Here is a 13,099-nt window from a genome sequence, read left to right on the forward strand (position 1 = left end):
CGATGCGCCTGTCATGTCCCGTCGCGGCGCTAGTGCGCCGCCCCTTTCAATGCGCCGGCGGCCGCGACGGACGCGCCTGCCGGTGCAGCCGGTGCCGCCGGCGCAGCCGGCAACAGCGTCGGCCCCGGCACCGGCTGCGCGACCCCGGCCGCCGCACCGCTCGCGAGCGGCGGCACGGGCGGCGCCGGCGCCTGCCCGGGCGCGCTCGCGGACGAACCGCCGAGCGGCATCGTGATGCGCTGCCCGTTGCGCTCGAACACCACTTCGTCCGGCCCGATCGACACGACGGTCGGCCCTTCCTTCAGCCGCGCGCCTTCGAAGTAGCGGCTACCGTCGACGGTCTCGATATAACGCTGATCGCCGTCGCCCGCGAAGACCGTCGTGATCTCCGGAATCCCGGCGACGCCGCCGAGCGTCGTCGCGGTGCGCGGCGCGGCGGCATCGGCGTCACGCACGTGGTCGACCACCTCCAGCGCCGGGCGCGCGTCCTTCATGTAGTTGCGAATGCGCGGCTCGATCTGCGCGCGCTCGGCCGCCCCCGTCAATTCGATCCGGCCGCGGCCGAGATAGGTGACCGTCAGCGCCGTGTCGCTGAAATACGTCTGCGCGGTCGCGACGAGATCGCTCACGACGTAGATGTTGCCGAGCGCCGCGTTGTCGACGCCCGCGACGATCTGCGCGACGCGCTCGCGCGCGGCCGCATCGCTCACGTAGCCCGACACGATCACGCCGTCGTCCCGCGGCGCGACGGCGAGTTCCGGATACCCATGCAACTGCTGCTGCAGCCGGTGCGTGCGCGCGAGCACCGATTCGTGCTGCCACGGCAGGCGTCCCGACCACGCGACGAAGCCGTAGCCGAGCGCGCCGAGCAGCACGCCGATCCACAGCGCGACGAGCGCGATCACGAGCCGCCGGCTGCCGAGACGACGCAGCCCGCCGGTGAGCCAGCCGAGCCACGCGGCCTCGCGCGCGGCGTCCGGCGCGTCGGCCTCGTCGGGCACCGCGACGCTCGCCTGCGCATGACGTGCGATGCCGAGCTTGATGGAACCGACCGTCACGACGTCCTGCGGCGTCATCGAGCGGCGGCCCGCGCCGAGCGGCTCGTCGTTGAACAGCACCGGCGCGCCGCCGGCGCCGCCGTGGTTCTGCACGGTCACCGCGAGCGCGCCGACCTGCAGGCACACCTGTTTCGCGCCGATCTCGCGATCGGGCAGGATCACTTCGCAATCGGCCGCGGTACCGACCCAGTTCGCGCCGCGCGCGAGCGACATCGTGCGGCCGTACATCGGCCCGCTGAGAAAGCACAGGTTCCACGGCGACGCGAGTGCGGCCGCCCCGCCCGCCGCGCCGCCGGGCACCGTGCCGTCGCCGTGCGGCTCAATGATGGTCGTCGACATGGGTAGGCGCTCCTGCGGTCGTCGCCACGGGCCGCGACGCCGAATCCGATGGCGGCGGCGGCAGCGCGGGCGGGCCGAACTTCGTGCCGGGCAGCGGCGCGGGCGTCAGCGGCACCGCGATGTCGTTGTCCGGCGGGCGATACATCGACGTGCCGTTCGGATCGGCCGGCGCGCCCGTGCCCGGGTTCACCGGCGAGCCGTCCGGCGCGTACATCGACGCGGTCGTCACCACGCGCGGCGTCAGCAGGTAGAACCGCTCCATGTGATTGCCCGACTTGTCGGTGTACTTGAACAGGTTGCCGATCAGCGGAATGTCCGACAGCCACGGCACGCCGCTCTTGTTCAGCCGCACCTCGTCGTCGTTGAAGCCCGCGATCAGCAGGCTCTTGCCTTCGTCGATCATCGTCTTGGTGACGATGTTGCGCTGCTGGATCACCGGCACGTTCGACACCGCCTGCCCCGGCACGATGTTGCCGTCCTGGATGTCGATCGACATCATCACGCTCTGCGGATTACCCGACACGGCCGCCGCATTGCGGATCGCCTCGTCGACGATCATCGGCGTCACCTTGATGCTGGTGCCGGTCGTCACGCTGTACAGCGACGAATCTTGATAGCCCTGCACCTGCACGTAGAACTGCGTGAGGTTCTCGAGAATCGCCTCGGTGTTGTCGAGCGCGAGCACCTTCGGCTTCGAGCGCAGCTGCGCCTGCCCTTTCTGGGCGAGCGCGTTCACGCGCGTGAGCAGGTAGTTGCGCAGCGAGCCGCCGATCGATGCGGTAAGCGCGATGCCGGTCGGCAGGAAGGTGCCGGTCTGCCCGGTTTCGGAGGTGCCGATGCCGAACGTCAGCGGCGGGTTGCCGGCGCCGTTGTACTGCGTGTTGCCGTTCAGCGGGTTCTGGCCGTTGCCGATCTGCACGTCGCCATGCGTCGTGTGCAGGCGCCAGTCGATCCCGAGGCTGTCGAGCGAATCCTCGTTGATGTCGATGATCGTCACGTTGATCTCGACGATGCGCGGCCGCTCGTCGAGCTGGTTGATCAGCGACTGGTAGCGGTACATGTTCTCCGGCAGGTCGCGCACGATCACCGCGTTGATCGCCGGATCGGCGACGATCTGCGGCAGCGTGTCGCCGCCGCCGGCGTTCGAGAACGGCGAGAAGCCGCCGGCCGCACCGTCGGCGCCGCCATAGCTGCCCTGACGCGAGCCGCCGGAAATGTCCGGGAAGTCGAGCCGCGGCACCGCGATCGTCAGCCCCGAGCCGAGCTTCACCTGGCGCGCGGCCTGCCCGAGCGGCGTGCTCGACGGCGGCTCGTTCGTGCCGCCGCCTTTGCCGAACAGCCGGCGCAGGATCGTCGCGACGCCCGGCACCGTCACTTCCTTGCCCGAGCGATTGATCGTGAAATCGGACGCCCAGCCGTACCTGAGCCGGAACGCGCGGATGTCCGCATGCGCGCCGTTCGCCGACGGATCGCCGACCGAGCCGACCGCCTGGCGCACGAGTTCGACATAGCGGCGCGGGCCGGCCACGTACACGCTGTTCGCGCGGTCGTTGATCACGAGCGTGTAGCGCTTGTCGGGAATCTGCATCGCCTGCAGCGAGCGGCCGATCTCGCCGGCCGCGTTCGGCGGGATCGGAATCATCTGCGTCTGCGACTGGTCGGCCGGATCGACGTACAGGAACGAGCCGTCGTAGTACCACGTGAGCCCGTAGGTCGAGCAGATCGTATCGAGCGTCTGCTGCGGCGTGCCCGAGAAGCGGCCGCTGATCACGCCGTCCACCTTCGGATCGACCACGGCCGTCACGCCCTGCGACGACGCGAGCTCGCGAATGAAGTCGCCGATCTTCTTGCCGTTCGCGACGATCGTGAACGGCTTGTTGCGCCAGCGCAGGTCGGCCGCGCGCGCCGGCTGCGCGATCGTCACGCACAGCGACGCCGTAAGCAGCGCGGTCGCGCACATGGCGAGCGCAACCCGTTGCAGGCGGCGCGGTTGAAACCGGATCGGGGCGACGCGTCGACGCATCAAAGCACTCCTGTGGAAGAAACGAACATGCGTTCAAGCGCCTGCTGCGCGAAGCGCAGCACCTCGCTGCCGAGCCAGCCCGACAGCAGCACGAGCGCGACCATCACAGCGATCAGCCGCACCGCGATGCCTATGTTGGCGTCCTGCACCTGCGTGACCGCCTGCAGGATCGCGACGACGAGGCCGGTCACGGTCGCGATCAGCACGATCGGCAGCGACAGCAGCAGCACCAGCATCAGCGCCTGCCGCGTCAGGTCGAGGATCGTCGAGCTCGTCATTGCACGACTCCGGGCGCGCGCACGCCGGCGCCCGCGCCGAGCGTGCCGTCGTCGGGCGGGTTCTTCACCCAGCCGACCGTATGGAGCTGCACGTCTTCCTCGACCTCCTGATACGACAGCACCGCGAGCTCGGGCAGCACCGGCTGCAAGATCGTCTTCACGTAGCGGCGCGCGCCGAGCGCGACCATCACCGCGAGCCGCGGCGCACCTTGCGGATTGCCGTGACCGCCGGCGCCGGCCGCCTGCGCGGCCTGCACGATCGCGCGCACCTGCTCGCCGATGTCCTGCTTGATCGCGCTCGACAGCGCGAGGAAATTGCCCTGCTTCGTGCGCATCACCGCGCTCTCGATCCGCTCCTGCAGGTTCTGCTCGAACAGCACGACGCGCAGCTGGCGCGCCGCGCCCGCATGGCGATCGGTGATCATCCGGCGCAGGTCGACGCGCACCAGCTCGACCAGCGCGATCACGTCGTCCGGCTCGTTCGGCGCCCACGTGATCAGGCTCTCGAAGATCACGCGCAGGTTGCGGATCGGCACCTGTTCGGCGAGCAGCCGGCGCAGCACCTCGGTCACGCGCTGCAGCGGCACGAGCCGCGTCAGTTCGCCGACGAGTTCGGGATGCTCGCGGCGCACCAGGTGCACGAGCGCCTGCGTCTCCTGGATGCCGAGCAGCTCGTCCGCGTGCTGGCGCACGACCTGCTCGACGTGCGCGGCGAGCGCGCCTTCGCTCGTCAGCCACTTGCCGTCCGGTGCCGGGCCGTCGGGCTTGATCCACAGCGCGGTCGCGAACGGGCCGAAGGCCTCGGCCGGCTGGCGCTCCGCGCGTTCGGGCAGCGGCGCGACGCCGTCCCACAGCAGCCAGCCCGGCTTCAGCGCGCCATGCGCGGCGAGCACGTCCTGCAAATAGATCCGGTAGGTGCCGGCCGGCGCGCCCTCGTCGTCGTTCAGCGTGATGCGCGGAAACACCGTGCCGATATCCGCGTCGACGCGCGCCTTCGCGCTCGACAGCGCGGTCTGCAGTTGCGCGAGATTCAGTGTCGTGCGCAGGTCGTCCGACAGCGACACCGCGATCAGCGACGTGACGCCCGCCGCGTGCGACACCTTCGCGGGCTGGCCGTCGTCGGTCGCGCCGATGCGTCCGGCGATATGAATCAGGTTGAAGCTCGGCGCGGTCGTCTTGCGCTTCAACTGCGTGACGGCGAACGCGCCGAGGCCGAGCGCGATCAACGCGAACGACCATTTCGGGAAACCGGGTACGACGAGAAAGCCGGCGAGCACGAGCGCCGCGATCAGCAGCGCACGCGGATGCGCGCCGAGCTGCTCGCCCAGCTGTTCGCCGAGCTGGCGCTGCCGCGTGTCGCGCGTCGCGACGCGCGTCGTCACGATGCCGGCCGCAATCGACACCAGCAGCGACGGAATCTGCGACGCCATCCCGTCGCCGACCGTCAGGATCGCGTAACGCTGCAGCGCCTCGCCGATATCCATGCCGTGCATCAGCGTGCCGACCGCGATCCCCGCGACGATGTTGATGAACGCGATCACGAGGCCGGCGATCGCGTCGCCCTTCACGAACTTCATCGCGCCGTCCATCGCGCCGTGCATCTGCGATTCCTGCTCGAGCTTCTCGCGGCGCTCGCGCGCTTCGTCGGCGCTGATGATACCCGCGCGCAGGTCCGCGTCGATGCTCATCTGCTTGCCCGGCATCGCGTCGAGCGAGAAGCGCGCGCCGACTTCGGCGACCCGTTCGGAGCCCTTCGCAATCACGATGAACTGCACGACGGCGATCACGAGGAACACCACGCCGCCCACCACGACGTTATTGCCGACCACGAGCCGCCCGAACGCGTCGATCACGTGGCCCGCGTTCGCGTGCAGCAGGATCAGCTTGCACGACGCGATGTTCAGCGCGAGCCGGAACAGCGTGGTGAACAGCAGCAGCGCGGGAAACGACGAAAAGCTGACCGCCGACGGCACATAGGTCGACACCGTCAGCAGCACGACGCTCGCCGCGAGGTTCAGCGAGATCATCCCGTCGAGCGCGGCCTGCGGCAGCGGCAGGATGAACAACGCGACCACCGACACGATGAAGCCGGCGAGAAACAGGTCGGCGCGCGGCGACGCCCCGAGGCGCCGCCCGGACACGCTGCGGCCGGCGGAAAAGATCCGCTGCCAGTCGCGAGGGAGCGCCTTCGGTTCTGCCATCGTGCCGTCGTCCTGTCGTTGTTGCCGGCGGGCGCGGGCCGTCATGTCCCGCGTCGCTCGGACCGTTGAATGGGACGAGTGTAGCGACGGGAAACCGCGTGAAAAGGGACGCGCCTCGTAGCGCCGCGGCGGTTTTCCGGCGACGATCGGATCGGACTACGAAACCCGGTGGCGCATGCGCGCGCCCGTCGCCGGAACCGCTTCCATCGCGCGGCGGGCGCCGCGCGCACGGAAGGGGTCAGGACTCCAGACGGCGCGCGGCGAGGTATGCGAGCTGCGCGCGGTTCTGGACGTTGAAGAGTTTTTCGAGCGAACGGATATGGTGACCGACCTTGTGCAGCGACGTGCGCAAGGCGCTGGCGATCTCCTGGTCGGACAGCCCGTGCACGAGGCGCTCGAGCACCTGCTGCTGCTCGTCGCCGAGCGCGAAGCCGCGCATGCGCGCGATGCGCGCCTCGAGAAACGGCAGCGCGATGCGGTGCACGGCGAGACTCACCGACAGTGCGCCGCCGATCACGCGATCGTCGATCCACTCGGTGCCGTGGGCTTCCGACGTCACGTTCACCGCGACGCGCAGGTCGAGCCGCGGCGCCGACAGGCTGAAGATCACGCCGCTGTTCATTGCGTGCGCACGCAAATGGCCGGCCAGCGCGAGCACCTTGCGATCGCCGCTGCCCTGCGCGGCCGACTCGATCTCGTCGAGCCGCCACGCGACCGGAAAGCCGCTCTGCCGCACCTCGGCGAAACGCGGGTCGCTCTCGTAGAGCATGCCGTCTATATACGGCTGCATGAACGTCGCGGGCGCGAGGTCGCGCAGCAGATGCGCGCACAGGATGCGCCGCCCGATCATCTCGTAGGCGCCGTAACCGAGCGTGCTGAAACCGATTTGCCGCAATCGCGCATGGCATTGGGCGAAGTCGACGAGACTCAGGTCGGATTTACCGGGCGCGATTTGAATGCCGGTAAAAACGTCGCGCTCGAATGCGTGAATTTCTTTCGAATAAGCGGCAGCGGCCGCGATATCGGCTTGCGAAAACCACTCGACGCGTGGCGCGTCGTCAGCATATGTCATGAGCAGCCCACCCCTTCCCAATATGTGAACGTGCCCCGTCACCACCTGGTCTTTTCTTTATGATTTTCTGGTTGTCTCTATACGGGTGCGGATATGAACCTTTCGTCCGCATTAGTATTACGGCATATTACGCGCACACAGGCATTTTTGTACAATGCCCCCGCGTTTCGTCTGGATGACGATCGGCGCATATCAAAAGATGCTCGATCGCACCGTCGCGAGCGCCGTGCACGACACGGCTGCCGCCACGCGATGCGCGTCGATTCCGAGGGATGGCTCATGTCCGATATTGCATTGCAAGAAGAAGCGGTCGCCCCAACGTTGTCCCGTTCGCCCCGGCGGACGGTCGCCTGCGCCGACGCATCGAGAGAGCGCCCGGTGCAGGTCGTCTGGTGCGATGACTTGAAGCGCGGCGACATCACGCAGCCGCACGCGCCGAAGCTCGGCGTCGCCGATACGCTCGCGAACGCGCAGAGCACGGCGGAACGCAACCGGATCGTCGCCAGCCTGCTGCACCTGACGGGCTTCTCGACGTTCGCGTACTTCGCGCTCGAATTCTCACGCGAGCGCGTCGAAAGTCTCTATCTGCACGAGGCGTTCACGCCGAACACCTACCGTGGCGACTACGTGCGGCACAACCATCACGACATCGATCCGCGCACGCTCGACGCGCGCGTGTGCAACATGCCGATCGTGTGGGACCTGCAGCAGCTGCGCCGCGAACATCGCGAGCGCGACAGCGGCCCGTGCGTGACGCCGGCCGCGCTCGACGGTTTCCTGCAGACGATGCAGGAGGACGGGATGTGCAGCGGCATCATGTATTCGATGGCCGTGCCCGGTACGCGGCTGCACGCGTTCATGAGCTTCACCGCACCGCGCCGCACGCGCGAGTGGATCACGCCGGCGACGATCGAGCAGGCGCTGTCGATCGGGCTGTCGGTGCACAAGTTCGCGTCGCCGCAACTGATCGCGACGTCGCGCGAGCGCGCGGTCAACGGCCTCACGCCGTTCGAGCAGGAACTGCTGCTGGGTATCGCGGAAGGCGCGTCCGACAAGGAGATCGGCCGGCGCCTCGACACCAGCGCGCACAACGTCGACTATCACCTGCGCAAGCTGCGCAAGCGCTTCGGCGTCGCGAACCGGATCCAGCTCACGTATCTGACGTCGAAGCTCGAGCTGATCTGACGCGCTGCCCGCGCATGCGCACCGGCCTCTCGGGCCGGCATGTGCGGGGCGCATCGCGAGGATGACGCGCGCCGTTACTTCATCAGCGTCATCTGCACGACCTTGACGATCACGAGACCGACCGCGACCACCAGATAGCCGCGCAGCACGGCCATCCACACACGCGTCGCGACCGTCATCTTCTGCGGCTCGAGCGAGTCGAGCGGCGGCATGCGCCACGTGTCGCGCGCCGCACGATCGATGCCCGGCTCGACCACGCGCTTGTTGCGGCGGATCAGCACCGTCGCGAGATAGCCGGCGATCGCGAGCACCGTGCCGCCCACCAACACGTCGACGATCGCTTCGCCGCTGATGTCCGGATATATCACCGACGCGGTCAGGATGATCGACAGCAGCACGAGCACCCAGATCACCGCGCCCGTAAACACGTTGAGCTTCGTCGAGTTGACCCACGGGCCGAGCACCTGGCGATCGTTGCAGAGCACGAGCAGGAACACCGTCGCGCTCGGCAGCAGCACGCCCGCGAGTGTCTGCACCGCTTCGGTCAACAGGCCGAGCGGGCTGCCCGGGATCAGCACGAGCGCAGCCGCGGCCGCGACGATCCCGAAGTAGACGAGATAGAAGCCCTTCGCGTCGGACACGCCGCGATGCAGCGAATGGCGGATCTTGAACACGTCGCCGATCGCGTATGCCGTCGACAGCGACACCGCCGCCGCGCCGATGATGCACGCGTCGAGCAGCGCGACCGCGAACAGCGTCGCGCCCGTGCGGCCCGCATACTTCTCGAGGCCCGCGATCACGCCGCCCGCATCGGTGAAGTTGCCGGCTTCCGGATGGCCGCCGAACAGCGCGGCGCTGAAGCCGATCATCGCGACCGCGCCGATCAGCACGAACGCGATGCCGATCCACAGGTCGACCTTCTCGTACTTCATGAAGCGCGGCGTGATGCGCTTGTCGATCACGTAGCTCTGCTGAAAGAACAACTGCCACGGCGCGACCGTCGTGCCGACGATGCCGATCACGAGCAGCATCACGTCGGACAGCTTCGCATGCGCCGGCCAGGTCGGCACGAAGAAGTCGCGCGACATCTGCGACACCGGCGGGTGGATCGATACGAGCACCGGCACGAGCAGCAGGCTCAGCACGCACAGCACGATCGCGAACCGCTCGAAGCGCCGGAAGTCGCCGGTACTCACCGCGGCCATCGTCAGCGCGGCCGCCACGCACACGCCCGCAACCTTCGGGAGCCCGAAGAAAGCCAGCACGAACGTGATGCCGATGAACTCGGTGACGATCGTCAGCGCATTGAGCAGGAACAGGTCGATCACGCTGAACGCGCCCCAGAACCGGCCGAAGCGCTCGAAGATCAGGCGCGCATGGCCGACGCGCGTGACCGCGCCGAGGCGCAGCACCATTTCCTGGTTCACGTACAGCACGGGCACCAGCAGCAGCAGCGTCCACAGCAGCGTCGTGCCGTAGTTCTGGCCGGCCTGCGTGTAGGTGCCGAAGGCGCCCGCGTCGTTGTCGCCGACCATCACGATCAGGCCGGGGCCGATGATCGCGAGCAGCGTGCGTAGCCGCGCCCACCACGTGCGCCGCGCGGCGGTGTCGTGATGCGCGATCGTGCCGAGGGCACCGCGAATGTCGCCCAGATGGGCTTCGTCGAGCACGGCGCTGCGCTCGACGGCGATCGGTGGAGAGACGTTGGATGGCGTGGACATGATGAATTCCGTACGGCTGGTTTTTTATCCGGCCAAGCGTGTGGCCTTGGCATACGCGCGCGGAACCGGCCCGCGTGCGCATGCCGAGACGCGCTCGGTGCGTCAGTGGAACAACGACTTGAGGTGGTTCAACAACCGGGAGAACACCCGCGGACGGGCGTCGAAGGTCAGCATCGCGTCGTAGTGCGAACGCGATTGCGTGACTTGCGGAAGATTCGACAGCAGAAGGCCGAAGTTCATGGTCTGGCTCCTGGCGGCAACGGCATGCGTGCCGGCCGCGTGGTGGGCGCGGGGCCAGTCCGGGGCCTGAACGACGTGTCAGGCTAGTCGGCCGGCATGTCCCTGCGACCCGGGTTCAAAAGGGTCTGTTGACGCAACGGGCATAAGGGACAACTGTCACTGTCGTTCATGGCGGCTCCTGTGCGGTGTTCCGGAAAACACGGTTGACCGCCGTCCGGCGCGCTGACCGCGGTTCGGCTGCATGCGAAACGCATGCGCGAACGCGGCCGCGCACCAGGCGGCGGCGAATCCGGATCGCGCATGCGCAAAGGCATCACGCTAACCGGCGCGAATCAGGGTGCACGTAGGGGGTTACTGCGGAATACTGCTGCGCGCACCGTTTGCCTGGGGGACAAACGGCGGCTTCGATGAGGCGCGGACGTCGGTCGCTCAGGCGGAAATTTCGTTCGAAGATCGACAACCGCAGGCGTCCAAGGCGGCGGCCCCAAGAGTGAAGATGCCGGATTCTATGGACCGGCCGAAACGGAAGTCAACCCTCTGCAACACCGTTCCGGGAACATTTTTTCCCGGACTGGGACGCTGAAAGATTTGCGCCCGGAATGACGCGCCGCAACCTTTCAACGCGTGGGCCGGCGCGTGCCGCCGATGCGTGCGAGCAACAGTGTCCGCAAGCGGCCGGCGGCAGGCTGAACCGCGCGTCGGCCGGGCCGCACCGCCGCTGCGACACTGTCGCGATCCGCGCAAAGCCGACGTTTTTTGCTTGCACCGCAGCAAAACGCGCGACTACAATCCGCTCCGGATCATCAAGGGAGTCCCTCCGTGGACACATGCTCTAGTTGTAGTTCGATGCCGGCTCAAGCCGGCCAAGCCATCGCGAGATAGCAGCCGGACGCATGTCCTTCGCCGCTAGCTCGCTTCGTCGGGTTAGCGCGCTTCCTCCCGGACCGGCCTCGCCGGTTCGTCCGTCGCACGCTCCGTTACGTTCCAACCGCCGATCGCAGGCCGCGTCGTGCCTACGCTCGATCACGTCGTCCGGTATGCTCCGGACCGGACGGAGGTACGCCATGTTCTTTCAATCGCTCGCCGCGAAACTCAAGCGGCGCCTGCACATCACGTGCGATCGCCTGTCGGTTTCACCGCTCGCCGAAGCGCTTGCCGAAGCGCTCGGCAACTGGCGCGGCAGCGCGCTCGCGCATAGGCCGGCAGCGCCGCGCCCGCTCGACTGCATGCTGGCCGGCGCGATGGCGGCCGCCGTCGCGCTCGTCGTGCTGCTCTGCACGGCCGCGTCGCGCCTCGGCTTCGCCCAGGCATGGCGTATCGGCGGCTGGCTGCCGTAACGGGCAGCGCGGCGCTACGCGGCCGTGTGCCCATGCGCCGCCCGCACGCATGCGCTCGCCTCGCGCCGCCACCTCCCCAGCCTGACCCAGCACTCGAATACGGAGCACACATGAAGAATCGTTTCGAAGCCGCGCGCACGCGGCGACTCGATGCGCTCACGGCGCTTCTCCTGTCGCTCGCCGCAGCGCCCGCATTCGCGCAATCGGCGTCGCCCGCCGCTGCCGAGTCGACGGCCGGCGGCGGCGCCAGCGACACCGCCGCCGCCGCCGCGCAGCCCGCCGATGCCCCCGCGCCCGCCCCCACCGGCTTCTGGGACCGTTCAAACCTGTTCGGCAACATGGGCGGCCTGCGCGACGTGCTCGGCGACCACGGCGTCACGCTGAGCCTGCAGGAAACCAGCGAATACCTGTACAACGCCGCGGGCGGCACGAATCGCGGCGGTGCGTACCAGGGCGTCACCCAATTCGGCTTCAACGTCGATACGGAGAAGGCGATCGGGCTGCCGGGCGGCACGTTCAACGTGTCGGGGCTGCAGATCCACGGCACCAACCTCACGCAGCGCTACCTGCAGACGCTGCAGACCGCGACCGGCATCGAGGCGAATTCGACCACGCGGCTGTGGGAGCTCTGGTACCAGCAGGCGTTTCTCGACGGCAAGGCCGACGTGAAGGTCGGCCAGCAGAGCGTCGACCAGGAGTTCATGGTGAGCCAGTACGCGGCGACGTTCATGAACGCGACGTTCGGCTGGCCCGTTCTGCCGGCGACCGACCTGCCGGCCGGCGGCCCCGCGTATCCGCTGTCGTCGCTCGGCGTGCGGCTGCGCGTGAAACCGGCCGACGCGTGGACCGCGATGGTCGGCGTGTTCGATGGCAACCCGGCCGGCCGCAGCGACGGCGACGCCCAGTCGCTGAACGCGCACGGCACCAACTTCAACCTGCGCAGCGGCGCGTTCGTGATCGGCGAACTCCAGTACGCGCTGAACGCGCCGCCCGCCGATCCGAAGGCGCCGCAACCGGCCGGCCTGCCGGGCACGTACAAGCTCGGCTTCTGGTATCAGTCGCAGCACGCGAACGATCCGCGCTTCGGCACCGACGGGCTGTCGCTCGCGAATCCCGACAGCAACGGGATCGCCGCCACGCATCGCGGCAACTACGGCTTCTATGCGGTCGCGGATCAGATGGTGTGGCGGCCGTCGGCCGACAGCCCGCGCTCGGTCGGCGTGTTCGCGCGCGTGATGGGCTCGCCGGGCGATCGCAACGTCGTCGATTTCGCGGCGAATGCCGGCATCACGCTGAAGGCGCCGTTCGCCGGACGCGACAACGATACGGCCGGCATCGCGGTCGGCTACGCGAAGATCGGCTCGCACGCGCGTGCGCTCGACGGCGACACCGGCGCCTACACGACGCCCGGCTATCCGGTGCGCCGCGCGGAAACGGTGATCGAGGCGACCTACCAGTACCAGGTCACGCCGTGGTGGCAGTTGCAGGCCGACCTGCAGCACTTCTTCCGGCCGGGCGGCGGCATCCCGAATCCGAACGCGGCCGGCGCGCGCATCGGCGACGAAACGGTGGTCGGCGTGCGCACGACGATCACGTTCTGACGCACCACGCATGCGACACGGGCCGGACTGCCGCTTGCGCGGCG

10 protein-coding genes are annotated in these 13,099 nt (G+C 68.4%); 3 read left to right on the forward strand and 7 right to left on the reverse strand.

Annotation, left to right across the window (positions count from 1 at the left end; all coding sequences use genetic code 11):
* Nucleotides 1–29: 29 nt before the first annotated feature.
* The 5 genes from sctD to ACP26O_RS18800 all read right to left on the reverse strand — a co-directional run bounded on the left by sctD (nucleotide 30) and on the right by ACP26O_RS18800 (nucleotide 6,971).
* Nucleotides 30–1,397, reverse strand: coding sequence for a type III secretion system inner membrane ring subunit SctD (sctD, locus tag ACP26O_RS18780; protein WP_175663496.1), 1,368 nt, complete (start codon nucleotides 1,395–1,397; stop codon nucleotides 30–32).
* Nucleotides 1,378–3,420: a type III secretion system outer membrane ring subunit SctC gene (gene sctC / locus ACP26O_RS18785; RefSeq protein WP_175663495.1), complete on the reverse strand. Its 2,043-nt coding sequence runs from the start codon at nucleotides 3,418–3,420 to the stop codon at nucleotides 1,378–1,380. Before sctC ends, sctD begins: the two co-directional genes overlap by 20 nt.
* Complete coding sequence (gene sctS, locus ACP26O_RS18790) at nucleotides 3,420–3,698, reverse strand: type III secretion system export apparatus subunit SctS (protein ID WP_006751731.1); 279 nt, start codon at nucleotides 3,696–3,698, stop codon at nucleotides 3,420–3,422. Before sctS ends, sctC begins: the two co-directional genes overlap by 1 nt.
* Nucleotides 3,695–5,899, reverse strand: a complete 2,205-nt coding sequence (gene sctV, locus ACP26O_RS18795; RefSeq protein WP_175663494.1) for a type III secretion system export apparatus subunit SctV — start codon at nucleotides 5,897–5,899, stop codon at nucleotides 3,695–3,697. The genes sctS and sctV overlap by 4 nt, the downstream gene beginning before the upstream one ends.
* Nucleotides 5,900–6,137: 238 nt before the next feature.
* On the reverse strand, nucleotides 6,138–6,971 hold the full coding sequence (locus tag ACP26O_RS18800; protein WP_011659217.1) for a helix-turn-helix transcriptional regulator: 834 nt from the start codon (nucleotides 6,969–6,971) through the stop codon (nucleotides 6,138–6,140).
* Between the two features lie 279 nt (nucleotides 6,972–7,250).
* On the opposite strand from ACP26O_RS18800, the gene ACP26O_RS18805 reads away from it, so the two are divergent.
* Nucleotides 7,251–8,156: a helix-turn-helix transcriptional regulator gene (locus ACP26O_RS18805; protein WP_175663493.1), complete on the forward strand. Its 906-nt coding sequence runs from the start codon at nucleotides 7,251–7,253 to the stop codon at nucleotides 8,154–8,156.
* Between the two features lie 74 nt (nucleotides 8,157–8,230).
* Here ACP26O_RS18805 and ACP26O_RS18810 read toward each other — a convergent pair whose 3' ends face one another.
* The gene (locus ACP26O_RS18810) at nucleotides 8,231–9,877 is read right to left on the reverse strand and encodes an NRAMP family divalent metal transporter (protein ID WP_175663492.1); all 1,647 of its coding nucleotides are present in this window, start codon (nucleotides 9,875–9,877) and stop codon (nucleotides 8,231–8,233) included.
* Between the two features lie 102 nt (nucleotides 9,878–9,979).
* Nucleotides 9,980–10,117 carry a hypothetical protein gene (locus ACP26O_RS18815; RefSeq protein WP_012366499.1) on the reverse strand — a complete coding sequence of 46 codons (138 nt, stop codon included), beginning with the start codon at nucleotides 10,115–10,117 and terminating at the stop codon, nucleotides 9,980–9,982.
* Nucleotides 10,118–11,181: 1,064 nt separating this feature from the next.
* On the opposite strand from ACP26O_RS18815, the gene ACP26O_RS18820 reads away from it, so the two are divergent.
* Nucleotides 11,182–11,454 (forward strand): hypothetical protein, encoded by a 273-nt coding sequence (locus ACP26O_RS18820; protein ID WP_175663491.1) that lies wholly within the window; start codon nucleotides 11,182–11,184, stop codon nucleotides 11,452–11,454.
* Between the two features lie 110 nt (nucleotides 11,455–11,564).
* Nucleotides 11,565–13,055 (forward strand): carbohydrate porin, encoded by a 1,491-nt coding sequence (locus ACP26O_RS18825; protein ID WP_175663490.1) that lies wholly within the window; start codon nucleotides 11,565–11,567, stop codon nucleotides 13,053–13,055.
* Nucleotides 13,056–13,099 lie beyond the last annotated feature (44 nt).

It is taken from the genome of Burkholderia sp. R-40 (assembly GCF_049942845.1).
GTDB lineage: Bacteria > Pseudomonadota > Gammaproteobacteria > Burkholderiales > Burkholderiaceae > Burkholderia > Burkholderia ambifaria.